The sequence below is a fragment of the Burkholderia sp. PAMC 28687 genome, assembly GCF_001577465.1.
Taxonomy (GTDB): Bacteria; Pseudomonadota; Gammaproteobacteria; order Burkholderiales; family Burkholderiaceae; genus Caballeronia.
Map to the genome: position 1 here is coordinate 1837852 of NZ_CP014505.1, position 26206 is coordinate 1864057.

At 60.1% G+C, this 26206-nt stretch carries 20 protein-coding genes, 1 pseudogene and 1 other annotated feature; of the genes and pseudogenes, 11 read left to right on the forward strand and 10 right to left on the reverse strand.

Going from position 1 to position 26206, the window contains the following annotated elements; translation table 11 throughout:
* Positions 1–218: 218 nt before the first annotated feature.
* Both AX768_RS08380 and AX768_RS08385 read left to right on the forward strand, forming a co-directional pair.
* Positions 219–1178: a glycosyltransferase family 2 protein gene (locus AX768_RS08380; RefSeq protein WP_061999573.1), complete on the forward strand. Its 960-nt coding sequence runs from the start codon at positions 219–221 to the stop codon at positions 1176–1178.
* Entirely contained in the window at positions 1117–2094 is a 978-nt protein-coding gene (locus AX768_RS08385; protein ID WP_061999574.1) for a glycosyltransferase family 2 protein, read from the forward strand. The genes AX768_RS08380 and AX768_RS08385 overlap by 62 nt, the downstream gene beginning before the upstream one ends.
* A 228-nt stretch (positions 2095–2322) precedes the next feature.
* Here the strand turns inward: AX768_RS08385 and AX768_RS08390 are convergent, their stop codons facing one another.
* From AX768_RS08390 to AX768_RS08420, 7 genes are all read right to left on the reverse strand, one after another.
* On the reverse strand, positions 2323–2586 hold the full coding sequence (locus AX768_RS08390; protein ID WP_061999575.1) for a hypothetical protein: 264 nt from the start codon (positions 2584–2586) through the stop codon (positions 2323–2325).
* A complete protein-coding gene (locus tag AX768_RS08395) occupies positions 2586–3449 on the reverse strand; it encodes a hypothetical protein (protein ID WP_172811932.1) in 864 nt (287 codons plus the stop codon). Before AX768_RS08395 ends, AX768_RS08390 begins: the two co-directional genes overlap by 1 nt.
* 250 nt (positions 3450–3699) lie before the next feature.
* On the reverse strand, positions 3700–4845 hold the full coding sequence (locus AX768_RS08400; RefSeq protein ID WP_082778874.1) for a glycosyltransferase family 4 protein: 1146 nt from the start codon (positions 4843–4845) through the stop codon (positions 3700–3702).
* A gap of 92 nt (positions 4846–4937) precedes the next feature.
* Complete coding sequence (locus tag AX768_RS08405; RefSeq protein WP_061999577.1) at positions 4938–6119, reverse strand: glycosyltransferase family 4 protein; 1182 nt, start codon at positions 6117–6119, stop codon at positions 4938–4940.
* 56 nt (positions 6120–6175) lie between these two features.
* Positions 6176–7378 (reverse strand): glycosyltransferase family 4 protein, encoded by a 1203-nt coding sequence (locus AX768_RS08410; protein ID WP_062000880.1) that lies wholly within the window; start codon positions 7376–7378, stop codon positions 6176–6178.
* Between the two features lie 59 nt (positions 7379–7437).
* The gene (locus tag AX768_RS08415) at positions 7438–9114 is read right to left on the reverse strand and encodes an O-antigen ligase family protein (RefSeq protein ID WP_155524198.1); all 1677 of its coding nucleotides are present in this window, start codon (positions 9112–9114) and stop codon (positions 7438–7440) included.
* A 131-nt stretch (positions 9115–9245) separates the two neighbouring features.
* A complete protein-coding gene (locus tag AX768_RS08420; RefSeq protein ID WP_061999578.1) occupies positions 9246–9758 on the reverse strand; it encodes a GNAT family N-acetyltransferase in 513 nt (170 codons plus the stop codon).
* Between the two features lie 335 nt (positions 9759–10093).
* On the opposite strand from AX768_RS08420, the gene AX768_RS08425 reads away from it, so the two are divergent.
* The 9 genes from AX768_RS08425 (at position 10094) to AX768_RS32685 (ending at position 23425) form a co-directional block, all read left to right on the forward strand.
* Positions 10094–10345, forward strand: coding sequence for an acyl carrier protein (locus AX768_RS08425; RefSeq protein WP_056364015.1), 252 nt, complete (start codon positions 10094–10096; stop codon positions 10343–10345).
* A complete protein-coding gene (locus AX768_RS08430) occupies positions 10342–11637 on the forward strand; it encodes an acyl-CoA dehydrogenase family protein (protein WP_061999579.1) in 1296 nt (431 codons plus the stop codon). The genes AX768_RS08425 and AX768_RS08430 overlap by 4 nt, the downstream gene beginning before the upstream one ends.
* A 3-nt stretch (positions 11638–11640) precedes the next feature.
* Entirely contained in the window at positions 11641–12675 is a 1035-nt protein-coding gene (locus AX768_RS08435; protein ID WP_061999580.1) for an amino acid--[acyl-carrier-protein] ligase, read from the forward strand.
* Between the two features lie 74 nt (positions 12676–12749).
* On the forward strand, positions 12750–13709 hold the full coding sequence (locus AX768_RS08440; protein WP_062000881.1) for a DUF1839 family protein: 960 nt from the start codon (positions 12750–12752) through the stop codon (positions 13707–13709).
* A 124-nt stretch (positions 13710–13833) separates the two neighbouring features.
* Positions 13834–16428 (forward strand): glycosyl hydrolase 2 galactose-binding domain-containing protein, encoded by a 2595-nt coding sequence (locus tag AX768_RS08445; RefSeq protein WP_172811933.1) that lies wholly within the window; start codon positions 13834–13836, stop codon positions 16426–16428.
* A gap of 545 nt (positions 16429–16973) precedes the next feature.
* The gene (locus tag AX768_RS08450) at positions 16974–17711 is read left to right on the forward strand and encodes a Crp/Fnr family transcriptional regulator (RefSeq protein WP_056364021.1); all 738 of its coding nucleotides are present in this window, start codon (positions 16974–16976) and stop codon (positions 17709–17711) included.
* A 724-nt stretch (positions 17712–18435) separates the two neighbouring features.
* Positions 18436–19725, forward strand: a complete 1290-nt coding sequence (locus tag AX768_RS08455; RefSeq protein WP_061999581.1) for a polysaccharide biosynthesis/export family protein — start codon at positions 18436–18438, stop codon at positions 19723–19725.
* A gap of 32 nt (positions 19726–19757) precedes the next feature.
* A complete protein-coding gene (locus AX768_RS08460; protein ID WP_061999582.1) occupies positions 19758–22154 on the forward strand; it encodes a polysaccharide biosynthesis tyrosine autokinase in 2397 nt (798 codons plus the stop codon).
* A 977-nt stretch (positions 22155–23131) separates the two neighbouring features.
* Positions 23132–23425, forward strand: a complete 294-nt coding sequence (locus AX768_RS32685; RefSeq protein ID WP_086384065.1) for a hypothetical protein — start codon at positions 23132–23134, stop codon at positions 23423–23425.
* A gap of 740 nt (positions 23426–24165) precedes the next feature.
* Here the strand turns inward: AX768_RS32685 and AX768_RS08465 are convergent.
* The 3 genes and pseudogenes from AX768_RS08465 to AX768_RS08480 form a co-directional block, all read right to left on the reverse strand.
* A pseudogene (locus tag AX768_RS08465) lies at positions 24166–25403 on the reverse strand (IS3 family transposase).
* Positions 25009–25125: a sequence feature (AL1L pseudoknot), on the reverse strand. Its footprint overlaps the pseudogene before it by 117 nt.
* A 12-nt stretch (positions 25404–25415) precedes the next feature.
* Positions 25416–25631, reverse strand: a complete 216-nt coding sequence (locus AX768_RS08475) for a hypothetical protein (protein WP_061999584.1) — start codon at positions 25629–25631, stop codon at positions 25416–25418.
* Positions 25632–25666: 35 nt separating this feature from the next.
* Positions 25667–25957, reverse strand: coding sequence for a hypothetical protein (locus AX768_RS08480; RefSeq protein ID WP_082778778.1), 291 nt, complete (start codon positions 25955–25957; stop codon positions 25667–25669).
* Positions 25958–26206 lie beyond the last annotated feature (249 nt).

Here is a 26206-nt window from a genome sequence, read left to right on the forward strand (position 1 = left end):
ACACGTTTTGTAAGACTTCGGTTCAGTGCGCCCGCACACACACTTTCGACCCGGCCCCGATTTTTTTGCTGCGCGTTACAAAACATGGGTTGATCGGCCTACCTTGCGCCGTCCGATGTTCGATGTCCCACAGACGCATATTTCTGCGGCAAGTCAAATAGCGCATCACGCCGTGCCGTACAAAAGACGGAACAACGACAAAAAAGCCGGGGAAACACATGGTCAACTCATTTCACGAATCCAGTCAGTCTGCAGCGCCGAGTTTCTCGGTCTGCATCTGTACGCGCGACCGGCCGGAAGACCTTGCCCGGGCGTTGCGCTCGGTCGAGGCATCGACGTATCCGGCGCATCAGATCATCGTGTCGGACGACAGCAAGGAACCGCATACGCGCGCCATGGTGAGCTCCGAGTTTCCCCAGGTCGTGTTTCTCGAGGGACCGCGCCGCGGGCTGGGCGCAAACCGCAATAGCGCGCTCGATGCCGTCACGGGCACGCACGTGGCATTCATCGACGACGACGCCACCCTGTCCCCGGACTTCCTCGCGCGGATGGCAAAGTCGCTTCAGAACGGCGGACAGCATCCGGAAAAGCTTATTGTTACGGGATACGAACTGAATCACGGCACCAAGGTTTTCGCCAACGCGACCACGTTCTTTGGTTTCCAGTCACGACCTTACAGGAGCGGGGATTTCCAGGACACAGTCGTCATCAACAGCGCAGTGTTTCCTGCATGGCTTTTCAAGGTGATCCGCTTCGACGAGCATCTCATCTATGGTTACGATGAGGTCGATATCGTGATGCGCGCCACGCTCCAGGCGAAATGCGTCGTCCGGTTGCTGCCCGACGTGTTCAACTCGCATTTCCCGTCGATGGTGAATCGCGACTACTACAGCTCGTTCACAGAAGCTTCACGTATCTACGTGACGCACAAGCGCTACCGCTGGTTCGAGCGCAATCGCGCGAAGGCGGCCCTGTTTCTGACGCTCGCCGTGGCGCACAACTTACTGCACAACGTCCGTGCGCATGGTCCGAAAGGCCTCGCGCGCAGCGCGCGCACCGTCTCGCTCGCACGCGGCTACATTCGTCGATACACCCCGGAAGGACTGGCTCTGCAAAATGAAAATAACCGTACTAGTACCCACGTATCGTCGAACCTCGGATCTCGCTCGCTGCCTTGATGCGCTCGCGCGCCAGAAGCGCGCGCCTGACGAAGTCCTGGTGGTGTGCCGTGGCGCCGATGAAGAAACGCAGGCATGGCTCGCCATCGAGAAGTCGCGTGCGCGGTTGCCGCTCGTGAAGGTCGAGGTTTCGCAGGGCGGTCAGGTTGCTGCGTTGAACGCGGGGCTCGATGCTGTCACCGGCGACATTGTTGCGATCACCGACGACGACGCAGCCCCGCGTCCCGCGTGGCTGCAGCGCATTGAAGCGCATTTCGCGAGCGCGCCTGATGTAGGCGGAGTGGGCGGGCGCGACTGGGTGCATGAACATGGCGCAACGCTCGATGCGTCCGAGCCGGAAGTCGGGCGCTGGCAGTTTCCGGGCCGCGCGATCGGCAATCATCATCTGGGTGTGGGCGCGGCGCGCGACGTCGATTTCCTGAAGGGCGCGAACATGAGTTATCGCGTGAGCGCGGTTCGCGGCAAAGCCATTCGCTTCGATACGCGTTTGCGCGGAACTGGCGCGCAGGTCAACAACGATATGGCGTTTGCATCGGCGGTGCGGCGTGCGGGGTGGCGGCTCGTCTACGATCCGGCAGTGGAAGTGGATCATTATCCGGCGCAACGTTTCGATGAAGACGCGCGTGCGGTGCGCGGCAGCCGGAGTTGGGTTGCTATCGAGAACGAGTCGTATAACCTGCATCTGGTCATACGCGATGAGTATCGCGGCGTACGTCGGCGGATTGCGTTGATGTGGTTGACGGCGGTGGGGCATGGCGCGTGTCTGGGGTGGCTCAATCTTGCGCGCGCCCGGGTGGTTCATCGCGAGGGGACGGCTTTGCAACGGTGGCGGGCGGCGCGCAGCGGCGCTGCAATCGCCAAGAAGGATTTTTCGCAGCGCCGGTTGAGGAATGCACAAGGGGAATTTGCGGGGTGATTTTTGCTGGTGCCTGGGGGAGGGTTTCAGTGGTTGGGGCAGATGCCGGGTTGTTGCTGCTTGGGCTTGCTCGCGTTTTCGTCCCGACTGCTCTCTTTAGCTGCGAAAGACCGGCGAAGGGCCGGTCGAGCTACGCGTGAGGAGTTGATTACCCGGGCGCATCGCAGAGGCGTGGGAACGGCGGTACGAAAAGCGCGGCGCGAACGATGATGCGGACCAAGCGGCGGGTTAATCGCTTTTTGGCTGACGGGTAATCTTTATGTACGGCTCCAGCATCGGGTAGGAGATAGCGAGCGTCGTCAAAATGCTTGCTCCTAATTTACGCGCAAATTCGTCATCAAGATTGTGCTTATGTTCCTCAAGAAAAACAGGGTACGTAAGTTTCGTGGCGTCAAGGCCGGCAATTGCCATTGCATCGACAGTCTGAATGTTGATCGCCTCATTGTCTTGCGAGTAAGACAAGACAACGGATTTTGGTTTCCGTGGTGACATTAAAATCCCCTGCAAGTTTGGTGATCTTCAAACCCGTTTTGTTTGCACAGCGCATAACCCCGTGCGCCTCCCATCAAATGGGCGAGATTGTCACAGGTGCGCATTGCTGATTCATATTCGTAAAAACAATCGGCGTTCAGTTCTTCGCCTACGCCGCGCGCTGCTGCAGACAATACATCATCACCCGTCGCGCTCCTGAAGTACTCGAACGGTGCGGCGTCGCCTAACGGCGTGCTGCCCGTGCCGACTTCCGACACATTGCCCAGGTCAAAGACCTCATGATCCATCGACGGCAACGCAGAGGCAACGACAGACGCCGCCGTCGATGCAAGCGCGGCAAATGCATCACGCGCCGCCCACGCCGCCCGATTGCGCACCGCCGCCTCTGCGATGGTCTCGATGTGCCGGAAGACTTGCGGCGGGCGCGCTGCGCGTTCGGCGTCCTCGACTTGTTGGTGATATTCCGCTAACTCCTGCTGATACCATTTCGTGCGAGCCTCGAAGATCGCGCCGCGCTCGGCCATATCCGCCATTTCGCGCCTATACCGTTCATCCTCGAAAAGCGCCGGGGCGAAACCGCTATGCGCGATATAAGCAGGCTTCGCACGCACGATCAACGCTGCCCCGTTTCGCACCTCCCAGCACAGCGCGTTGATCACGTCGCGCGGCCTATTGCCGTAGGGACTCGGACGATATGACGGTACCGCACGCACAAGGAAAGTCTGGATACACTCGACAAGCTCCGGCTGGCTCGCCCAATGTTCGAAATTCGCGGCCTTGAATAAAGCTTGCCCGGCATCGAGCGCTTCCTGCTGCTCTTTGGTTCTGCCGTGCGGCGCGTAGTCCCATCGCTTATAGAGCATGAACCGATGGCCTTGATACTGCATCAACTCCGTTGTCATCCTGATTATTTTTGTTGTCGAAACGCCTACGCTAGCGCACTTTTCCGCGCGCCCATCTCAATAAAAGACGGACGCGCGGGCGGTACGTTTCGATGGTGTCTGCATCGAGCGCTTTGCAGCAACGCGCCGATACACACACGCTTCGCCACCAGTGTGGGAATCCGTTAATCAGGAAACCCTCCGCGAAAGCCCTGGAAACAACAACTCGGGATCACCTCCGACCGTTACCAACAGCCCCACCGGCGCCTGCGGCCCTGACAGTTCGTTGCCCTCCTCTTTCCTGCCGCGCTTCCTGAAGCTTGCGTTCCTCGATCGCGCGCTGGTACACCGCAAGGTGATCCGCGCAGACACGCTCCACCGAAAACTTCTCGAGGTCCCGGCGCGCCCGCTCCTTGTATTGCGCCCGAACCGGCGAATCCATCAACAACCAACCAATCTTCGACGCCATTTGATGCGGCTGACCCGGCTCCACGAGCACACCCGTGCCCTTGTCAAGCATCTCGGGAACACCATCCACTTTCGTCGCGACGATCGCACAACCCGCTTCGCGCGCCTCGCTCAGGATCAGCGGTCCCGGCGCCTGGTGCGGCGCGAACACAAACACGTCAGCGGACGCAAGATACGAGCGCGGATCTGCCACGAACCCCGCGAACGTTACATACTTCGCAATCCCAAGTTCTTCGGCGAGCATTTCCATCGCGCTGCGGTCCGGTCCGTCGCCCACCAAGTAAAGCTGTGCATCGTGCGTATGACGCACGAGCGCAAACGCGTGCAAGATATCGGCGATGCCGTTGCGCTCGAACATGGACGAAACGCTCACCACAGCCGGACGATGGTGGTTGAGCGGCCGCGGCGCCGGACGCCCGCAATGACGCGGCGTTCCCACCGTCCCGCTCGGGATCACGCTGAGGATGTCGCCCAACACCCCACGCTCCAGCATGACGTCGGCCACCGCGTGACTCACCACGATCACACGATCGCCAAAGCGCATCAGGGATGCACTCTTCTGGATATCGTGATGAATGGTCGTGACGAGCGCAAAGCGGCGGCGCATGCTGCCAAACCGCGATATCAGCGCGCCGGTCATCATGTGCGCATGCACGACATCAGGATTGAAGCGCTCGATCAGCCGGCCGAAACCCGCGATCATCGCCGGCACGCGCCATGGCTGGCGCGACTGCTGCAACAGCACGTGCGTGACGCCATGACGGCGCAGCAACGACTCGTAGCCGCCGCCCGAGGACGCAACGGCAACGTCGTGTCCGTTACGCGCCTGTGTGCACGCGAGATCGATCATTGCATTGACAGTGCCGTTGCCGTTGCACTGCGCATGTGTAGCCAGGTGAACGATTTTCATGACTAGGTTCGCTTCGAGGTTGGACGGCGCCTGGGGCGCCGAGGCCCTTCTTTCTTCTTGCTGGCTCTTGCGCGCGCTGAAACAACGCAACATCAATATGAGTCGATTGCTTCGCGATACACCGCCGCAGTCTGCGCCGCAATCACGGGCAGGTCGAAGTGAGCGCGCGCGTATGCACGGCACTGTTCTTCCGTGGGCAGCGTCCGGCGGCCGAGCAACGCGCTGCTCAATCCTGCGCCCAAGGCCTGGAACCCCCCTGCTTCGAGCACAAGCTCCGAACTCAAAGGCGCGACAGCCTCGGGCAAACCGCCGACCGGCGTCACGATCACCGGCGTGCCGCTTGCAAGCGATTCGATGGTCGTCAGTCCAAACCCTTCGAGCGCAACCGTGGGCACCACCGATACATTCGCGGCGCGATACCAGAGCGGCAGCGCTTCGTCGGCGACAAAACCCGCGAGACGCACATGCTGCGAAAGCCCGCGATGTTCGATTCGCGCCTGCAACGCAGCCATGAGCGGTCCCTTCCCGGCAATCGTCAGGAGTACGTCCGGTATGGCCTGGCGCACGATGAACATGGCATCAATAAGATCTTCGAGGCCCATGCGCGAAACCAGCCGGCGCACGCAAAAAAGGATGGGACGGTCCTGCGGCAAGCCGAGCGCGGTGCGCGCGGCATGCTGGTCGACACCGGTGCTGAAGTGATTCACGTCCACGCAGCCCGGCACGATGCGTATCGTGTCCGGCTTCACGCCGTACTGCTTTTGCAGGACGTTGCCAAAGGCCTGGGACAACACGATATGCCGGTCGCCGCGCTGATAAACATGCCGTTCCAGCGCGCGCCGTGCGCCGGCGCTTGCCTGTCCGCGCGCACCGTGGGCCGATTCGTCGCCCCAGGGCCCGTGAAAATGAATCACCTTGGGCACGCGTTTGAACTTGCCGAGCACGGGTGCCGCATACAGCGCAAAGTGCGCCGCCACGACGTCCGGCATGCGTGCATCGCGCAGTTGGACGGCCGAGCGGCGCACGGCGAGCAGACGCTTCATCAGCGGCGCGTCAGCTTCGGCGAACGGCGTGACGACGCCATCCGTGGACGTGCGCACGTTATCCGTGCCCGCAACCAGTCCGCGAACCGACACACCCTGCGCCGGCAGCGACTGGATTAGCGCAGTCACCATGCGGTCGAGGCCGCCGGGACGCTCGAAAAACCAGTTCATGCCGATCTGCAGCGAATCGATGTTCCGCTCGCCCAGCTTGTCTTCCGAGGCCTTGTTCATAGGTGCTTTGACACTTGGAGTCGCCCCGGGGATCATCGTGGATTTCAATACCGTACTCATGTCTTCACCGAAACAGTCTCGCGATGCGTCCGCGCGTTGTGGTTTGCCTTCTTGCCGATCTTTCGGTTGGCGGCGATCTCTTCGAATAGCGAAAGATAACGGGCCGCCATGGTCTGCCACGACAAGGTTGCAGCGAGCGCCTGCGCTGCGTGCCCCATGTCACGCGTGCGCAGCGGATCGGCTGCAAGCCGCGTGATCGCGTCGGCGAGCGGGCGTTCATTGTCGGGGTCGTCCAGCACCACGCCGCATTCGGGCGTAATCACTTCCGCACCGCCCGACGTATGCACGGTGATCACCGGCAAGCCCGAGGCAAGCGCTTCGAGCATGACGAGGCTCATCGCTTCGTAACGCGACGGGAACACGAACGCATCGGCGCAACGCATCAGTGCAGGCATTTCGCGGGTCATGCCCACGAAGTGCACGCGGTCAGCGATGCCGAGTTCTGCGGCCATTGCCGGATAGGGACTCTTGTCCGTGCCGGCCGCGACCGTCAGATGCACGCTCGGCGAGCAGGTCACCATGGCGCGAAGCACGGTATCGAGGTTCTTGCGGGCTGTGCGGATATCGCCCGCGAAAAGCAGCATGAACGGCGCTTCAGGAAGCTTGAAACGCGCACGCTGCGAGGTTTGCGACGGGTCCGGCGAAAACTCGACGTTGTCCACTCCGTTATGAATCACGCGGATCTTGTCACGCGGCATGCCGAGGTCCACCAGTTCGGCGGCGACTTTCTCCGATACCGGCACGAGCACGCCAGCACGCTTGAACGCCCAGCGTTCGCACCACGCGTTCAGGCGCGTGAACAGCACTTGATAAGCCCCATACGGACCGCCGCTCAGGCGAAACGGGTAATAGCCGCTCTTGAACCAGCCGGTGTGAACAAAGTGAATGGCGTTGACGTCGGCACGCGTCCACGCAATGAAGCCGTTGACCTGCACGACATCGAACTCAGCGCGGTGAGCACGAATCCAGGCCGCTGCGCGCAACGCGAAAGACTGGTATTTGAGCAAGCGCGTCGGCACGCGGCTTGGCGCAAGCCGAACGACGGTGATACGCGGATGACGGGACAAGGTTTCATCGACTGTCGTGCTCAGCAACGTGACGGAGTGGCCGGCGGCGAGTGCGGCCTGGACAACCTCGTAGTTGACGCGCCCTTGTCCGTCGTTCTTGCCGACAGTGTGGGTGACGATAAGCAGGTTCATGCGATCCTCGTTGAATACTGGAAGGTCGGCCTTGCGATCGGCCCGCTCGATAGTGGCGCTCATGGGACCAGCGGCGAAGGCAACGCAATGCTTTGTTGAGCAGCGGTTCCGGAAGGTGCCGGCGCTTCGGCACTGGCGGCGGCGCGCGCTTGCGCTTTCACCTGCTGATCGGCACGAGTCTGCATTTCGAGCGCGTAACGCCTTCCGGCGACCGGCAACATCACCCCGATGAAAAAGAACACGCCGCCGCCGCCGACCAGTGTGTTGAGAAACACCATCATCGCGAGGATGCCGAATGCGGCGGCTGTACCCGCCACGGCAAAGCGGTCGTTCTTGCGGCTGAAACTCGTGACGAACGCGCGCAGCACCAGCATCACCACGCCCGCGGCATACAGCAGCGTGCCCGGCCAGCCCAGCACGAATGGCACTTCCATCAGGCCACTGTCGAAGTCGACGCTGCCCGACGACGAACCATCGCCGGAAAGCTTCGACCCGAGACCCGTCATGCCGAGTCCCTGACCCGCGATGTTGGTAGTCATCTCCGAGAGGAAGTGCTTGTAGATCTCGGTTCGCGTCTGATAGCTGTCGTCCTGGTTGAGTTGCGTGACCGTCGAGAAGCGCGCCGTGGCCTTCTCGGTAATCTCGTCTACCATCAGCGCCGGCGAACAGAGCAGCACGATCACCGCAATTGCGCCGGCAAGGCGCAACCGGCTGCGGCCGTCGAGCATGATGAAAAGATAAATCAGCCCGATGGCGAGACCGCCGAGCACGCTGCGCGACATCGTACCGATCAACGCCGGAACCGCCAGCCCGCCTGCAAGCATCGCCATCTTGTTTCGCGCGGCGAGCGTCATCAGGAGACAGACCATCATCGCTATGGCGAACGGACCGGACGAATTCATCGTGCTCGAGACACGCATGGAATACGGCGCCGCGACGCCTTCGGAGACCATCCCCGAGTTTTGCAGCCAGAATGCGTCCCATGGTGGCGGATTGACGTACTGGAACACGCCATACGCCGCGATCACCAATCCGCCGAAGACAAAGGTCTTCAGCAGGACGCGGTGATATTCGGGGTAATGCCGCCATGTGATGAGCACATGAAAACCGATGAGCACCGGAAACAGCCACGAGATCAGCATGTATGACGCCGCTGCAATGCCCGCCCCCACCATGCCGATGAAATAGCCGTATAGCGTGGCGAGCACGATCAGCGTGAGGGGAATGGCGCGCCGTTGCATCAGCACGCGAAAGTGGGTCAGCAGGTTCATGCCGCAGATTGACGCGGCCATTACCGGTGCCAGCATGATCAGGCTGCGTTCGCTGAACGCGCCGTTGAAGAAATCGGCGAAGCGTCGCACTTCTGGCGTGAGGAAAAACAGCCAAAGCACGAATGACAGGTAGTGTGCGGGCGAACGCCTGAAGAGCAACGCGGCCACCACGAGCGCGCCGGCGGGGAAGATGAATTCGACGAGGCGGCCCTGATGCAGTACGAGCAGCAATATCGTGATTGCTGCAAATCCTATCGGGGCGATCATCAGACGGCGACGGCGGCCCGCTTCGGCGCGCTTTTTTGCCTTGGGCGAACTGGCGGCGTTCATAGCGCGTGCGTCCTCGGCAGACGCGGAGTCGTTCGCGGCCATCTTTTCGCGCTGCGCCATCCAGGGCGTTTTCCATGTCTCGACGCGTCCATCCTGCGACTCGTCTCGAACATTCGTGATCGAAACACTCGACATCGTGCAATCCTGAAAAGTAGAGGTCGGCTCAGTGAAGCGTGCAATGCACGCAGCTGCGCGTCCTCTGTGTCATTTGGAAACGTCCAATGCCGACGTTGGGCACCTGCTTGATCAAACTTGCTGCTACGGCTTCAAAACGTTTCGACGGTATCGATGCAACCCGCCGTCCTCGCGAGGCCCAGGTTCAGACGGCTTTTACGTACCAGGCTGATCGTGCGGACTCCGCGATCGTCGAAAGGCCCATCGTTCTTGCGAAAACCGAATGCTTCATAAAACCCGCGCAAACTCACCGGCGCAAGTAACCGGATGCTGCGTCCGGGCCAGCGTTCGCCCGCCGCTGCAATCACCCGCTCGATCAGCACGTGCGCCGTGCCATCGCAGCGCCGCTGCGGACTTGTCAGGATCTTGTCCACCACGACTTCCGCCGCTCCCGTCCCGCCCTCATGCAAGCGCGCGTAAGCGATGACGGGCATCGAACGGGAAATGTCTTCCGCCGCGAATACATGAACCGATGTCTCGTCGCGCCCATCCGGATCCAGATGCACGCAGGACTGTTCGACAACGAACACAGCGCTTCTCGCGCGGAGGATCAAATACAGTTCCCGCGCGGTGATCTGTTCGAAGTCGAGGGCTTTCCAGTTCATGTCCGGGTCCGGTCGTGAGAACACCGGCAGCACCGGCTTGTTCCATGTTCATACGATACGTCGCCAACCGCGCAGCTTCCGTGCGCCATCGCACCGACGCCACCCCTTGTCAATTCGTTAAATACGGTCATCGGAGAGCAATCCGGCATTGAGGAACGGCAGCGAGAAAAAGCCCGGCATCCAGACACTTGGAACGACCGATCAGGCTTCACAACAAGCGAGCCGTTATGGATTGCAAGACCAACCCGGTCCGTGAACGCGACAAGCCAGTACGAGTGGCCGCGTCCGGTTTTTAGGTGACACACCTTTAGTGACGCTTCTTTGGGGGCTATTAAATGAAATCCGCACTGCGCCGCATCCTTACCGAATCCGCCCGGCTCGACGTTCCGGCCGAATCACTTGCTGATGACGCCGATCTTTACGCCGCGGGACTGTCGTCGCTCGCAACCGTTCATCTGATGCTCGCCGTGGAAGACGAGTTCAACATCGAGATTCCTGACCGCATGCTCACGCGCCGCCTGTTTTCGTCCATCGACGCGCTCGCTGCAGCGGTTACCGAATTGCAACAGGCACAGGCGGCCGCATGAACGCCCCGGTGCAGGCCGCTGTTTTGACAGCGAACGCCGACCGGGCTGCAGTCGCCGCGGCGCAGATCGTGGAGGAAGTCCGGCAGGCATCGGCCGAACCTTCCTGGCTTGCCGCCACCCGGCGGGTCGCGCAGGTCGCGGCGCAGCATGCGGCAGCAGTCGATCGCGAGGCACGCTTCCCCGTAGAGGCGTTCGAAGCCATGCGCCGCGAACGGCTTTTGTCGGCGATGGTTCCGGCGGAACTCGGCGGTGCCGGCCTGACGCTCTCCGAAGTCGCGCGCATTTGTGAAACGTTGGCGCATGCGTGTTCGTCGACGGCAATGGTCTACGCGATGCATCAAAGCCAGGTGGCGTGCCTGTCCGATCAGGGCAACGACGTCCCCTGGATTCGCCAGATGATCGCCCGCATGATCGATGAACAATGGCTGCTGGCGTCGGCAACGTCGGAGGAAACGATCGGCGGCAACATGCGCACCAGCGCCTGTGCGGTCGAATTGACCGATGGTGCGTTTCGCATCGAAAAGCTTGCTCCGACCATTTCATATGGCGCGCACGCCGACTGCATCCTGGTCACCGCGCGCCGCAGTGCCGAGGCAAGCGCGTCGGACCAGGTGCTGATCGTGGCGCCGCGCGACACCCTCGTGCTGGAAAAGCGCGGCGGCTGGGATTCGCTCGGCATGCGCGGAACCTGCAGCGAAGCTTTCCGTCTGATCGCGACGGGCCGCGCCGAGCAGATCCTGCCCGTGCCGTTCGCCCAGGTCGCGGACCAGACCATGCTGCCGGTGTCGCACACGCTCTGGGCCGCGGTCTGGGTGGGCATCACGTCCGACGCCGTGAACCGCGCGCATCAGTTTTTCCGCACGCAGGCACGCGGCAAGCCGGGTGCGCTGCCGCCATCGGCGGGACGGCTGGCCAATGCGGTTGCGCAGTTGCGCATGATGCAGGCACGTCTGAAGGACGCACTGGACGCCGCCAGCGTCGCATCGTCCGAACGCGTGGCGCGCGATGCACGTGAAGCGTGTGACTTCGATACGCCGCTTGGCGCGTCGTTGAGCCTGGCATCGGACATGAATACGCTCAAGCTGAGCATTTCGTCCGCAGCGCTCGAAGTCGTGCAGGAAACGCTGATGATCTGCGGCATGGCAGGATACAAAAACAACACTGAATATAGCGTCGGGCGTCATCTGCGCGATCTTTTTTCCGCGCCGCTGATGATCAGCAACGACCGCATCCAATTGAACACGGCGAATCTGCTGCTCGCGCAGCGCACGCCGGCTACGGGGAGAATCTAGGACATGAACACGCTCACGGATAACGCGGCCATTGAAGCCGCCAGCGCAACGAACACCTACAACGCTTCGGATGTGACGCTGCGAGCGCGCATGATCGAAGCGGGGATCCTGATTGAAACCGGTGAAGACGGCCTGTACGGACGCAGCCACGTGTTCGAGGATGTGATCGAACGCCTGAACAACGCCATTTCGCTGCTGGGCGCGGATCAGGAAGCCGAAGTGCTGCGTTTCCCGCCGGCCATGCGCCGCCACGACTTCGAAGACAGCGAGTATCTGAAGAGCTTCCCTGACCTTGCCGGCACGATCCACTCGTTCCAGGGCAACGACCGCGGTCATCACAGGCTGCTCGCGGCGCTCGAAAAGACGGTTTCAGTCGGCGAAGAAGAACGTACAGACGAATGGATGGACCAGCAAAAGCCCACGCGCCTCGTGCTCACGCCGGCCGCCTGCTATCCGATCTACCCGGTGGTCGCCAAGCGCGGTGCGCTCGCTGAAGACGGCGCAACGGTCGACGTATTCGCGTACTGCTTCCGTCACGAACCATCTATCGATCCGAGCCGCATGCAGATGTTCCGCATGCGCGAATACGTGCGTTTCGGCAGCCCGGAGCAAGTCATGGCGTTCCGCCAGAAGTGGATCGAGCGTGGTTCGCTGCTCGTGAACCTGCTCGGCCTGCCGTTCGAAATCGATCTGGCCAACGATCCGTTCTTCGGTCGCGGCGGCAAGATCGTGGCCGACAGCCAGCGCGCGCAGCAACTCAAATTCGAATTGCTGATTCCGGTTGCGACGCCCGACCGTCCTACCGCATGCCTGTCGTTCAACTATCACATGGAACACTTCGGCGAAATCTGGAAGATCGCCCAGGCAGACGGCGAAGTGGCGCACACAGCGTGCGTGGGCTTCGGCATGGAGCGCACCACGCTCGCCCTCTTCCGCCATCACGGTCTGGACGTCAAGGCGTGGCCGGCTGAAGTGCGCGATTTCCTCTGGGGCGATACGCAATCACGCATCAAGACCGGACTCGAGGCACTTTCATGACAGCCGTTCACACAAGCGGCGCGGCAGATTCGAATCGCGAGCGTGCCCGGGTAATTCAATTGCTTCCGCAGCATATGCGCGTACGTAAGCACCAGTCGCACTCGCTGCATCAGGGCGATCGCGTCTGGGCGGAAACGAACTGCTACGTCGACTTGTGGATTGAGTTGCTGCACGGCTACGGGCTCGACCCGCGCGCCGCGCTTGGCTTCACTGTCATGCAGGACTTCGAGGGGGACCAGTTCACGTTCTTCAAGTTTCCTCTCGAAGACCTCTACACGCTTTATGGCATGCAGGTGCAGGAACTCGCAATCTACGATTCACTCGAGGACCGCATTCGTACGCAAACCCAGCGCGGGCATACCGTGCTGGCTGAAGTCGACGCGTTTTATCTGCCCGATACCCGTGCGACTTCGTACCAGCAGCAGCATACAAAGACGACCATCGGCGTGGATTTCATCGATCCGCGTTCGCGCCGGCTCGGTTATTTCCACAACACCGGTTATTACGTGCTGGACGGCGAGGACTACCAAGGCGTGTTCCGGCAGCTTCCTGAATTCGCGGACCGCCCCGAGATCCTGTTTCCGTACGTGGAGTTCTGCAAGCGCGCACGGCCGGCGCTGAGCGGCACGGCGCTCGCGGAGGCATCGGCGGATTTGCTGGTCGCGCATTTGCAGCGCCGCCCGGCGCGCAATCCGATCACGCAATGGCGTGCGGCGTTTCCCGAGCACCTGGAGATGCTCGTCGAGCGCGGAGAAAGCGCTTTTCATCTCTACACATTCAACGTGATGCGGCAACTGGGATCGAACTTCGAGTTCCTTTCGCGTTATCTCGTGTGGATGCGGGAACGTGGTTTCGCGATTCCGGACGCCATGCCGACCGCGGCGCAACGGATCGCGACCGAATCGATGGTCATGCAGTTCCGGCTCGTCCGCGCAATTACGCGCGGACGCCGCGACCCGTGCCACGAGTGTTTCGATGTGCTCGAAGAGTCCTACAATCAGGTCATTGGACCGCTTGCCGCACTGATTCGCTAACAGGTTTTCACAAGCCGGTGCCGCGGCCTGATACGCCAACAGGTCGCGCCGCGTTCCGGCTGGACACACTATAAAAAGAAGGCCGTCCCGATATGGCCTTCGATAGTCATACGGGGAAATAACCATGCGCGTCATAACGCCTGGCGTACTCACGCCTTGCTCGTCCACGCCCGCCGAGCCCACGCCGGCCGTCCGCACGCCGGCCTCCTATCTCCCACAACGCTTGTCCGAAGGCTGGCAGTGCATCAGCACGCCGGCAGGTGCATATGCAACGCCGGCCGAACTGCCCTCCACCGACAACACCGCACACTGGATCGACGCACCCGTGCCCGGCACGGTTGCGTCGGCATGGAGAGCAGCCGGCAAACTCGATATGGAGTCGCCTCCGGCTTTCGCTTTCGATGACCACTGGTATCGATTGGTCTTGTCGGGACATGGCGCGCGCCGCGTGCGCCTGAACGGACTTGCAACAATTTGCGAAGTCTGGCTCGACGATACAAAATTGCTCGATACGGATTCGATGTTCGAAGCGCACGACATCGATATCAATCTCGATGGTCACGCAACGCTGTACCTGTGCTTTCGCTCGCTCACCGCCGCACTCGGCGCAAAGCGGGGACGTGCGCGCTGGCGCCCGAGGCTCGCGCAGCCCGCGACATTGCGCAATGTCCGCACGACGCTGCTTGGCCACATGCCCGGTTGGTGCCCTTCCGTGCAAGCCGCCGGACCGTGGCGCGCGGTGCAATTGCTGGGTGAATCGGCTACGTCGATTGATCGCGTGGATCTGCAATCGAGCCTCGATGGCGACGATGGCATCGTGCACTTAACCATTCGCTTCGTGCATCCGCAGGCGTATCAAGCCGCGCGTGTCATGTGCAGGGACTCGGCGATCACGCTGCAATGGCAGGATGCGCAAACGATCAGCGGCACCTTGCGCGTGCCCGATGTTCCGCGCTGGTGGCCGCATACGCATGGCGATCCGGCCTTGCACGAGGTCACGCTCGAGTTCGCGAATCTCGATGCCATTTCCCTTGGCCGTATCGGCTTCAGGGAGATCACGGTGGACCGCGGACCCGCAGGCGATGGCTTTCAGCTCGTCATCAACGGTGTACCTGTGTTCGCGCGCGGCGCGTGCTGGACGACCGCAGATCTCGTGTCCCTCGACACGTCGGCTGAACAGGCGCAAACGTTTTTCCGGCTTGCGCGCGATGCTGGCATGAACATGTTGCGAGTGGGTGGCACCATGCTTTACGAGTCCGATGCGTTCTATGCTTTGGCCGATGAACACGGACTCCTCATCTGGCAGGACTTCGCGTTCGCTAATTTCGATTACCCGACCGATCCGGCCTTTAAAGCCAGTGTTCAGCGCGAGGCAGAACAGTTTTTATCAAGAACGCAACGCTTTGCGTCGCTTGCCGTCCTGTGCGGTGGAAGCGAAGCCGACCAGCAAGCGGCCATGCTCGGACTGCCGCCGGCAATGCGCACGCAAACGTTGTTCACGCAGCAATTGCCTTCCATCTGCGCGGCGAAGCGCCCTGATGTGCCTTATGTCGTCAACTCGCCGAGTATCCCGGCATCCGATGACAGCGAGAACGCCTGGCCCTTCGCCACACGTGCAGGCATCACCCATTACTACGGCGTGGGTGCGTACCAGCGGCCACTCGATGACGCACGACGCGCAAACGTTCGTTTCGCAAGCGAGTGCCTCGCGTTCGCCAACGTTCCCGACGATGTCGCGCTCAACGCGGTGCCGCTTGCATCGATGCCGCACCAGCCGCGCTGGAAGGCCGCCGTACCGCGTGATCCGGGCGCAAGCTGGGATTTTGACGACGTCCGCGAACACTACCTGCGCACGCTCTATTCGGTCGATCCACTGCGTCTGCGCTATGAAGACCCGGAGCGGTATCTGGCCTTGTCGCGAGCCGTGGTCGCCGAAGTGATGGGCGAAGTCTTCTCGGAATGGCGCCGGCAGGGATCGTCATGCGCGGGCGGGATCGCGTGGCAGTTGCAGGACATCAGGGCGGGCGCCGGCTGGGGCTTGATCGATGCCCTGGGCACGCCCAAAAGTGCGCTACACGGCCTCGCACACGTTTTACGTCCGGTAACGGCACTCATCACCGACGAAGGCCTTGACGGGCTCGATATCCATCTCATCAACGAAACGGCGACGCCGATCAATGCGCATCTCGAACTCGTGTGTCTTCGCGACGGCGCCACGAAGGTTGCGAGCGCCTCGCGGGACGTAACGCTTTCGCCCCGCAGCAATACGCGCCTGCAGGCATCCGATGTCCTCGGCCAGTTCTTCGACTTTACCTACGCGTATCGATTCGGCCCGCGCGCCCATGAAGCGACCGTCATCACCTTGCGAGACAAGGCGACAGGCGCCGTGCTGTCGGAAGCATTCCACTTCCCCGAGCGGGAACTGGCGCAACGCCACGACCTCGGCTTCGAAGTACGTCTTGAACACGACGCGCAGGGCGAATGGGCGCTCGTGATGCACGCCAAACGTTTGGCACGATGGGTACATGTAGTCGATCCGCACTATCGCGCACGCGATGAATGGTTCCATCTCGCGCCCGGTGTCGAGCGTCGAATCGCCCTCGTTGCTCGTGAGCGAAACACTTCGCATACGCCGCAAGGCGAGGTTCGTGCGCTGAACGCAACGTTTTCAGTTCAGTACCAGCGCATGCAACGCGCGTTGTCTGCAAGGGCTGCATAAGCCCTGCGCGCCCTTGCGGGTGTGTCAAGCGGGCGTCGGCGGCACTTGCGTTCGTTAGCACACGCAGATCGTGGAACAGTTCTGAATCATTTTTTAAACAACCGATGAATGCCTGTTAAAGCATTCGCGGTTCGTGCGCCAGATGCCCGTTTTGTGGTCAGGAATGAAACGTGGACAGGCCACCAGTAAGGCATTGCGCAGACGAAAGGGTGCGTTGCATCAATCAAGGTGGAAGTCCGGGTCAAACAGGGCTGCTGTTCAAGAGTGAAACAAAAACATCCATCTGCAGATTTGCCGCTGGCACCCGCCACGCACGACCCCATGATGGCATTGAGATTGACCATCGCTGGCACGGTCCTCGCTAAATGAGTTGCGCAACGCGGTAACGTCGAAAAAACAAACCAACTAAACGACGATGCTGCGCTGCTTACGGGGCTGGTCGCGAACCGTTTCGATGAATGCCGTCAGATGCACTCACGGATCGTTTCGCTGGCCGGTAAATAAAAAGTAAGGCGCAATGCGCACAGTCACGAGAGAAGAACATCATGCTGACCCTTCAGTCCGACCTGCACGGCAATCATCTGTTGGGTGCGCTTCCCGCGCACGAATGGCAAGCTCTTACACCTCACCTTGAACTGGTTCAGCTTCGCACCGATCAATTGCTGTGCGATTCGGGTCAGCGTATTCATCACGTGTACTTCCCCACCACCGCCATCATCTCCCTGCTTCACACGATGGAAGACGGCGGTTCAGTCGAGATCGCAGCAGTCGGCCGTGAAGGCATGACCGGCGTGCCCGTTCTGACTGGCGGTGAAACCATGCCGACGCGCGTCCAGGTGCAATGCCCGGGCTTCGCTTATCGCATGAGCGCATCTGCTTTGCGCGAACAGTTCGGCCGCTCGGATTTCCTGCGCCGCCTGATGCTGCTTTATATGCAAGCCCTGCTCACGCAAGTGGCGCAAACGGCTGCATGCAATCGTCACCACTCGCTCAACAAGCAACTGTGCCGCTGGCTCCTGATCGAAATCGACCGCACTTCTTCGAACCAGCTTCAAGTCACTCAGCAACTGATTGCCGACATGCTTGGCGTACGCCGTGAAGGTGTGACCGAAGCCGCAGGCAAGCTGCATGATGCAGGACTGATTCATCACAGCCGTGGTTGCATCAAGGTGCTGGATCGCGAAGGCCTCGAAGCGCGCGCATGCGAATGCTACGGCATCGTCAAGCGTGAATTCGACCGGCTGCTCCCGCGTCTGCGCCAGGCTGCCGAAGAAGTTCATTGAATCCGCGGACCATGCGATCAGTGTGAGCGTCACGCAAGTCAGGTCATGGCCTGCCGCGCGCCCTCCTCTTCCCGCAGTCACAGGTTCAACGTGTCGACATTTGCGTACGCATTAAGCTGCGATCATGCGTTTCATAAAAACATAATCATGCTTTCGATATTTATTGCATCGAACGGATTTTGCACGCGTGTGGTGGTCGGATCGCGTTAATCGCCGCGCAGTTTTAAAAAGTGGTTTTGATTTGAAGCATTACATGTCAAGGGGTCACGGCGCTATTTGTGTGAACTAAGACGCCCACGTGCGGAAACGCACTTACCGGCCCTGCCGGAAACGCCACGATGTCACATCGAACGGCCAGAAGCGCGCCTCGACCATCGCATCACCGCGAGTCAGTGCAAGCAGCCGCAAAGATGAAGCGAAGCAACGTAGCCAATAACAGTTTTCAAAGAGGCGCAGCGGTCTCCTGCCATGCGTCTTTCAACCTGCAGTTCTTCCTGTGTGAACACCCGCCAGATTCTCAAGGCAGGGAGCGTTAGCTGTTGTTTCGAGTGGCTGCTGCGAATGGGTGGACCGGGGAGAAACCCGTTCGCAGCGAAACCCGGATGACGCTATCAAGGCGCTTACGTCATGCACAGGAAGGACTACCTACGCGCACTGCGCGTTGACGGTCAGGAGACTTTGCGCTGGGGACATTCAGCGTATCCGTAACGCGAGGACCACTAATATGAATATCAAACTACTCGTTTCACTGCTGGCTGGCGCAACCTTTACAGCATCGTTGACCGGTTGCGCGATTGCACCGGGACCTTATCTCGACACCGATCGTCTCGACCAGACACCGGCGCCGGACAGCGTCGCCCAGGCGAACGTGAAGTATCACGTGACGCCTATCGATGTCAGCTACTTCGAGACCCATCCGCAACTCAGCGATGAAACGATCGCAAGCGTCTGCCCGCTCACCTGCCTGACCAAAGATACCCGCAAGCTCTATGCGTATCACATTGGCGTGAACGACCAGATCAGCATCACCGTCTGGGATCACCCTGAATTCAGCTCGAGCGGTATTTCGGCAAGCACGGGAGGCGCGGGCGTACCGCCGCTGCCCGCGGGCACTGCAGGCAACGCAGGCGCGCCGCTGAATGCGTCGGCTGGTGCGGCCAGTCCGGAAGCCGGCGGCGTGACAGTGCGCGTCGCCAACGACGGCACCATCTTTTTCCCGCGTGTTGGCCGCGTGCAGGCTCTCGGCAAGACGCCGCAGCAATTGCAGGCAGCGCTTACGCAAGGTTTGTCGAAGACCATCCGCAATCCGCAGCTCGACGTACGCGTGTCCGGCTTCTACAGCAAGCAGGTACAAGTCACCGGCGACGTGAAGACACCTTCATCCATGCCGATCACCGACGTGCCGCTGTCCGTTATCGATGCGATCAACCGCTCGGGCGGTGCAAATGCCGACGCCGATCTGCAGAACGTAGGCGTCACCCGTGACGGCAAGCGCTATGCAGTCGATGTCGCCGCCCTCCTCGATCGCGGCGATATCCAGCAGAACGTGTTGCTGCAGGATGACGACATCATCGATGTGCCGGATCGCACCAAGAGCCGTGTGTTTGTGCTCGGCGAACTCGCAAAGCCGCAAACCATTCCGATGAACCGCGGCCGCTTGACACTCGCCGATGCACTTGCGAACGCCAACAGCATCGACCCGCGTTCGGCTGACCCGCGTCAGATCTACGTGATCCGCGCACCGGAACAATCGGCAAAGGGCGGCATGATCAAGACCGCCGCATTGACGCCGGCCAATGGCAGCGCAATGCCGGGCGCACGTCCGCTCGATCTCAGCGTGTACAAGCTCGACATGACGCAAGTCGATGCGCTGATGCTGATGACACAATTCGAGTTGCATCCGCGTGACGTGATCTACGTGCAAGTTGCCAGCGCTGCCCGCTTCAACCGCGTGCTCGAGCAAATCTCGCCGACGATCCAGACGCTGTTCTACACCATCCAAACGACCCGCTAACAACGCGTCATGTGTCATGCCTGGAGTGCGACATGAGTACTTATGAAATGCTGGAGCATTCGCCCGCGCAAGCCAAGGACGAAGAGTTCGTCTTGCGCGACCTCGTGCGGATGATCACGGACCAGATCTGGTGGGTGCTGGGCATTGCGCTTGGCATCTTGCTGGCCGCCGTGCTGTATGCAAAGCTGTCGACCCCGATCTATTCCGCCGATGCCCTCGTGCAGGTCGATACGCCGAATACCAGTTCGACGAGCAACAATCAGGGTTCGCTTTCCGCAGCGTTGACGCCGAGCGGCGGATCGTTGCACGCGGACTCCGAGATCGAGATCATCAAGAGCCGCACGGTGATCGAACCTGTTGTCGATCAGTTCAACCTAAACTTCAGCACCGAGTCCAACGTGATGCCGTTTATCGGGCGCATCACGCCGTTGTTCGCACGCAGGGGACATCCGCTGCCTGCGGTGTTGGGACTCGACACCTACGCATGGGGCGGCGAAGAGTTCAAGGTGGACTCCATCACGGTTCCTGCGATGCTGCAAGACCAGCGCCTCACGTTGCGTGCGCTGGGTCAAGGCCGCTACGCATTGCTCGATGCACAAAACCACGAACTGCTTCAGGGTCTCGCCGGCAACATGGCGAAGGGTAATGGCATCACGCTGCTCGTAAGCCAGCTCGTGGCTCGCCCTGGCACCGAATTCTTCGTGACGCGTGCCTCGCAGCTCGAAGCCGTGCAAGCGTTCGGATCCGGCATGCAGGTGGCCGAGAAAGGCAAGGACACGGGCATCATTCAGATCTCGTACAGCGGCTCGCAACCCCTCTATATCACCCAGGTCGCAAACGCGCTTGCCGCTTCATACTTGAAGCAGCGTACGGAACGTGCGCAGGAAGAAGCGAACCGCATGCTCACCTTCCTGAACAACGAGCTGCCGCGAGTGCGTGACGAGTTGCATGCAAGCGAGACCGCACTGGCGCAGTATCAGACGGCGGCCGGCTCGTTCCAGCCGACGCAGGAAGCGCAGACGTATTTGTCGGGTGGCCTCGATTACGAACGCCAGATCGCTGCGCTGCGTATGCAACGCGTTCAGTTGCTGCAACGCTTCACTGATGGCGCCGACGAGGTCCGTGCAGTCGACGCGCAACTTGCCGCGCTCAACGTCGAGAAATCGCGCTTCGATAACCAGTTCAAGACGCTGCCGGGTTCGGAGCGTCAGGCGGTATCGCTGCAACGCGAAGCCAAGGTCAACTCGGAGATCTACGTCGCGCTGCTGAACAAGACGCAGGAGCTTTCGATCAGCCGTGCGGGAACGGTCGGCAACGTGCATATCGTCGATATGGCGCTCGTGCCTTCGCAACCCGTGAAGCCCAAGGCTGCGCTGATCATTGCCGCGGGCGGTCTGCTTGGCGTGATTGCCGGTGTTGTGTTCGCCTTCGTGCGCCGTTCGTTCTTCGCTGGTGTGGATGATCCGGAACTCGTCGAGCGCCGCTTCAACCTGCCGATTTTCGGCGCGATTCCCTTTAGCGCAGAACAAGCCAGGCTGGATCGTGTGCGCCTCGATCGTCCGATGGCATTGCCGTCGTCGTCGGCCAAGGGTGGCATGAAGCGTCTGGGCACGCAGTCTGTAGGCGATTCGATGGGTACCACGCTCGGGCTTTCCACCAAGACCCCTGAGGCCATGGCGCTTCAGAACGCTACGGTGCTGCCGGCGGCCAACACTGGCAAGCAACCGCTGCTCTCGACCACGCATCCCTTCGATACATCCATTGAAGGTCTTCGCGGACTTCGCGCCACGCTGCAATTCGCACTGGTCGATGCGCCGAATCGCGTGATCGCGATCACGAGCCCGGCGCCGTCGGACGGCAAGAGCTTCCTCGCGGCCAACCTTGCGGCATTGCTCGCCGAGTCAGGCAAGCGCGTGTTGCTGATCGATGCCGATCTGCGCCGTGGCCGTCTTGCTCACTATATGGGGAAGTCATCGAATGGTGGTCTTACCGAGCTGCTTACGGGACAGACCGACTTCGAGATGGCTGCACGTGAGACCGGTGTGAATGGACTGCACTTCATTGGTTCGGGTGCACATCCGCCGAATCCGTCGGAGATTTTGACGTCGAGCCGGTTCGCTACGTTGCTGCAGGCTTTTGAGAAACAGTTCGATCTGGTGATTGTCGATACGCCGCCGTTGCTGGCTGTGCCGGATGCTGCGGTGATCGCGAGCCTTGCTGGATCGACGGTGTTGGTGATGCGTTCTGGTGCCCATTCGGAAAAGAATATTGCGGATGCGCTGAAGAAGCTCAAGCGCGCTCGCGCCAGGGTTGTGGGTGGTGTGTTGAATGCGATGCCGGCTAAGAGCGGTGGTCGTAAGGGGACTTATGACTATGCCTACGCTTATACGTATTCGAGCGATCCGGCCGCTGTTGATGTGAAGCATTGAACGCAGGTGGGGGAGTGTTTTTTCATTAGGTCATGAGATAGCCAGAAGGCTGCTAGTAGCCAAGGGTGCCCGCGGAAGCGGGCATTTGGTTTTTGGGGGGTGATGCGATGTGCCTCATTTTTTGGACTGCCTACTCGGCCAAGCAATGCCGAATTGTCGTTCGACACCGGGATATCGTGGCGGTAGCTGCCTGCACGGCAGCGAACGAAACGCATGTCTCAGCTCCTCGCGGCTCATCCGCCGGCATCGTAGCGCCGACGCAGAACAGGGTTAAGTGTGATTCGCAACCTGAAGCAGTTGGGACACCATGCCCCACGATTAACCACATTATTCGGCGAGCTCTCCCAGACATGGCCGAGCTTGCATTGCCACGTTAGTTTGATTTGATTTCCAAGGTAGGCAGTACTGAGGCAGCGGCCTCCCCGCTCTCTCCCAATGGCTTGCATCTGCTCCAGTGTGCGGCGCTTCGCCAGGTTAGCGCAACGTCCGCACCATGTCCCGCCGAGCACCAGATTTCCGACTGCCGCCCATTCGTGTCCCCGCTCGCAGCGAAACCGGTATTTTAGATTCGCGCCCTCATAGAGATCGTCCAGACATTCTCCGCGGCGAGATCGCGCAACTGCTCTCAAACGCTCCAACCCGTCGCGACTGCGCCGCACTTCGCCATGCCGCGCCCTCGCACAATGCGGACACCAACTGCCCTCAACAATTTTTGCCGCGACGGCTTGCCACTGGTGTCCATCGGCGCACTCCCATAGATGCCGCCGTCTCATTCCAAGATAAGAAGGGGAAAGGCACCGGCCGCCGCGTTTTAGCGAAATCTCCTGTAATTTCGTCAATCCATCAGGCAACCTGTTGCAAATGGACCTCTGTTCAATAGCGCAACGCGGACAGCCCGACCCTTCCATGATCTTGCGCGCCTGCACTTGCCACGCATGACCCTTGCTGCAAGTGAAGGAATGCGGCGTTGTCAATCCATGGAATACATCGCGATCGCACTTGAAGTCGCGCTCGGTCAAGACATCGAAAAATCGTTTGCTTATATCGTCAGCCTTGCATTCCAGGCAGGTTGTGTTGCCCGTCAGCAAGCGCGAGCCATGGCGCGCAAACCGATGTCCATTCTGGCAGACAAGAGGATAGACCGCCGTTCGGCCTGCCCACTGGGTTGCCAGGAGTTGAAAACCTTGAGCTGCAATCGTATCAACCAATGCCTGAAATGCCGTGTCGAGCATACTTATTGTCTCCATAGTAGAACCGCGCTCAGAGTGTGATTAGGATCGCTTATTACATGGAAGGTGCGTAGTAAGAATGTGAACCCCTCGATGCTCCTAGCTCCCTCCACTCGGAGTGTAATCCCCGCACGCAAGCAGGTCTGGGACACGGCGGGTTGACCATCACGCCAGCACAAACCACTCTCCACGGACGCCAAACCCGACCACGGCGCGTCCGAATTGGAGAACGTACCCGCGCCGCCCGCAGCCGTTGCGATGACGTTCGCTATGATGTTCGCGAGTGCCTAACTGACGTTCGCATCACCGGTCGGGTTTGAGCCTGCAACCGAGTTTCCAAGTTAGGTTCATCTATTTCTTAGAGATTTACGAGTATTCCGAATAAAAAGCAAAATACGCCAGCTAAAATTTGCGCGTTCACCGAGGTTGACCAACCGGGTTCGAGCGGACTGATTATGCCGTATCTTGTTTTACACGGTCGTCGCAGTAATCGCGTTCGTAACGCCCCCAAAAACATGATTCCGCCGACCGCAGGAAAGAGCACGGGCGCCACTCGATATGTATCTAAACCGCGTGGAAGGCCGAACACATAGACAGCAAACAAAATTACGGCCCCCACTGCCAAACCAAACGTAAAAGAGGAAATATAAAATGGTAGTGATGGTCGAGACAAGGTCGGACCGACTCGTGAAAAAACGGGACATTGCTATAGTTCGTCGTTGCGGTGCTTGCATATCAGAAGTGCTATTGAACCGCCCCGGGAATCGTGGAGGCTGGTTGGTTTAAGTTGATGCGGGTTCAACGGCAGGTATTTCAAGTTGCCGGTAGTAGTTTGCCTCAGCTTCAACGGGCGGGATATAGCCGAACGGTTCCATCAGCCGATGGTGATTGAATTAGGCCACCCATTCCAGCGTTGCCAACTCGATGGACTCGCGTGTTTTCCAGGTGCGGCGATGAATCAGTTCAGCCTTGTACAAGCCGTTGATCGTTTCAGCGAGGGCATGATCGTAGCTGTCGCCCCGACTGCCGACTGCCGACCTACGGTTCGATGCCCGCTTCGGCGAGCCGCTCGCAATAGCGAATGCTGACGTATTGCGAACCTCTGTCGGAGTGGTGTATCAGCGTTCCGTCGTCGCCTGGTCGCCGCGCGTAAAGCGCCTGTTCAAGCGCATCCAGAACGAAGTCCGTGGTCATCGACGTGCTGACGCGCCAGCCAACGATCCGCCGAGCGAACACGTCGACCACGAACGCGACGTACAGCCAGCCCTGCCACGTCGAGACGTAGGTGAAGTCCGAGACCCAAAGCTGGTTTGGCCGCGAAGCGTTGAACTGGCGATTGACCCGATCCAGCGGGCGCGGGGCGCAGGCATCGGGGACCGTCGTGCGAACACGCTTGCCTCGCATCACGCCACGCAAACCCAGTCGCCTCATCAATCGTTCAACGGTGCAGCAAGCCACCTCGATGCGCTCCCGGTTCATCTGCTCCAGACCTTATCCGCGCCGTAGACCTGCATGTTGGCCTGCCAGACACGCTTGATCTCGGGTTGCAGACGTTCATCGCGTATCGCGCGAGCACAGCGCCGCGACGGATCGCGAAGCTGTGCGGCATGACGCCAATAGCCCGACAGGGCAATCCGCAAGACCTTGCAGATCGACTCGACCCCGAAGGCGTCGCGATGTTGATCGACGAAGGCCTTCAGGACTTCAGACGGCGGTTGAGCTCCGCCTGGGCGAAAAACGCGCTCGCCAACTTCAGAATCTCGTTGGCGCGGCACAGTTCCTTGTTCTCACGTTCCAGCGTCTTGAGGCGTTCGCGTTCCGACGTGCTTACGCCTTCGCGCCCGCCGCTGTCAATCTGGTCACGCTTGACCCAGCCCAACAGCGTCTGGCTCGAACAACCGATCATCGGCGCAATGGTTTCAACAGCTGCCCACAGTGACGAATGCTCGCCACGCTGCTCGCGCACCAGACGAACGGCGCGCTCTCGGACTTCGGGGAAAAATTGGCTTGGCTTGCTCATGGCTCCATTCTCTCAAGAGTTGGAGCCTCCATCAAACCCGGGGCGGTTCACGGCAGTCTCACCATACTGGCTACTGCTCGCCCCGCGCATGGAGTTTTCAATCTGTGCGATCGTGATCGCTGATCCATCGACGTTGGTTAGTCCTTGAGCCTTTGCCGTTGCTGCGATCTTCTGCGCCGTCGTCTTTTCCTGCGGATGCAACTGCCGGTTGTAGCGGTCCACGTTCATGCTTGCGCATGCAGCCGCTGAGCCGCTCGATCAGATCAGGGGCGCGGGTGACTCATCATAGGACTAAAGAAATATATGCCGATGGCAACAATGATGAGGATCGCCAGAATAAGCATAAGAAGATTTCGCCAACCTTTGCCAGTTGTCGGAAGGTCCATACCCGCGCCTCCGCTGAGAAGATTGAGAACAACGAGAAGCAGAACGGCAATGACCATCGTCGCCTTCGCGATCGTACCGAAGAACAATTCAGCGAATCGATAGGGCCACGCGGAACGGCGCGGTCCTACCAGGGGACGACGAAACTCCGGATTTTCTTTTGAGAACATGGTATTTCCACAACAATGTGGCCTCGTCAGTAATGAACATCAAACCAAGCTCTATAAACAACGAACCCACCCACGGCCGGGTTCGTTGTTACTACTCGCCCTTATTGGCCGGACTCTCTGTGCTTTGCTCCTCCCGCTTTAAAGCCCGAAGCTCTTTGATGAACTGATACGTTATCCCGGAGAAGACCGTTAGATAGATTGCAGACCCCGTCATAACTGGTTTCCACCCGCCCCCTTGAGCTAGCGAGA

Excerpts from the sequence above, each read along its gene's own strand:
- AX768_RS08380 (WP_061999573.1), top strand. The coding sequence starts at position 219 with ATGGTCAACTCATTTCACGAATCCAGTCAGTCTGCAGCGCCGAGTTTC.
- AX768_RS08385 (WP_061999574.1), top strand. The coding sequence starts at position 1,117 with ATGAAAATAACCGTACTAGTACCCACGTATCGTCGAACCTCGGATCTC.
- AX768_RS08390 (WP_061999575.1), bottom strand. The coding sequence starts at position 2,586 with ATGTCACCACGGAAACCAAAATCCGTTGTCTTGTCTTACTCGCAAGAC.
- AX768_RS08395 (WP_172811932.1), bottom strand. The coding sequence starts at position 3,449 with ATGCTCTATAAGCGATGGGACTACGCGCCGCACGGCAGAACCAAAGAG.
- AX768_RS08400 (WP_082778874.1), bottom strand. The coding sequence starts at position 4,845 with ATGAAAATCGTTCACCTGGCTACACATGCGCAGTGCAACGGCAACGGC.
- AX768_RS08405 (WP_061999577.1), bottom strand. The coding sequence starts at position 6,119 with ATGAACAAGGCCTCGGAAGACAAGCTGGGCGAGCGGAACATCGATTCG.
- AX768_RS08410 (WP_062000880.1), bottom strand. The coding sequence starts at position 7,378 with ATGAACCTGCTTATCGTCACCCACACTGTCGGCAAGAACGACGGACAA.
- AX768_RS08415 (WP_155524198.1), bottom strand. The coding sequence starts at position 9,114 with ATGTCGAGTGTTTCGATCACGAATGTTCGAGACGAGTCGCAGGATGGA.
- AX768_RS08420 (WP_061999578.1), bottom strand. The coding sequence starts at position 9,758 with ATGAACTGGAAAGCCCTCGACTTCGAACAGATCACCGCGCGGGAACTG.
- AX768_RS08425 (WP_056364015.1), top strand. The coding sequence starts at position 10,094 with ATGAAATCCGCACTGCGCCGCATCCTTACCGAATCCGCCCGGCTCGAC.
- AX768_RS08430 (WP_061999579.1), top strand. The coding sequence starts at position 10,342 with ATGAACGCCCCGGTGCAGGCCGCTGTTTTGACAGCGAACGCCGACCGG.
- AX768_RS08435 (WP_061999580.1), top strand. The coding sequence starts at position 11,641 with ATGAACACGCTCACGGATAACGCGGCCATTGAAGCCGCCAGCGCAACG.
- AX768_RS08440 (WP_062000881.1), top strand. The coding sequence starts at position 12,750 with ATGCGCGTACGTAAGCACCAGTCGCACTCGCTGCATCAGGGCGATCGC.
- AX768_RS08445 (WP_172811933.1), top strand. The coding sequence starts at position 13,834 with ATGCGCGTCATAACGCCTGGCGTACTCACGCCTTGCTCGTCCACGCCC.
- AX768_RS08450 (WP_056364021.1), top strand. The coding sequence starts at position 16,974 with ATGCTGACCCTTCAGTCCGACCTGCACGGCAATCATCTGTTGGGTGCG.
- AX768_RS08455 (WP_061999581.1), top strand. The coding sequence starts at position 18,436 with ATGAATATCAAACTACTCGTTTCACTGCTGGCTGGCGCAACCTTTACA.
- AX768_RS08460 (WP_061999582.1), top strand. The coding sequence starts at position 19,758 with ATGAGTACTTATGAAATGCTGGAGCATTCGCCCGCGCAAGCCAAGGAC.
- AX768_RS32685 (WP_086384065.1), top strand. The coding sequence starts at position 23,132 with ATGGAATACATCGCGATCGCACTTGAAGTCGCGCTCGGTCAAGACATC.
- AX768_RS08475 (WP_061999584.1), bottom strand. The coding sequence starts at position 25,631 with ATGAACGTGGACCGCTACAACCGGCAGTTGCATCCGCAGGAAAAGACG.
- AX768_RS08480 (WP_082778778.1), bottom strand. The coding sequence starts at position 25,957 with ATGTTCTCAAAAGAAAATCCGGAGTTTCGTCGTCCCCTGGTAGGACCG.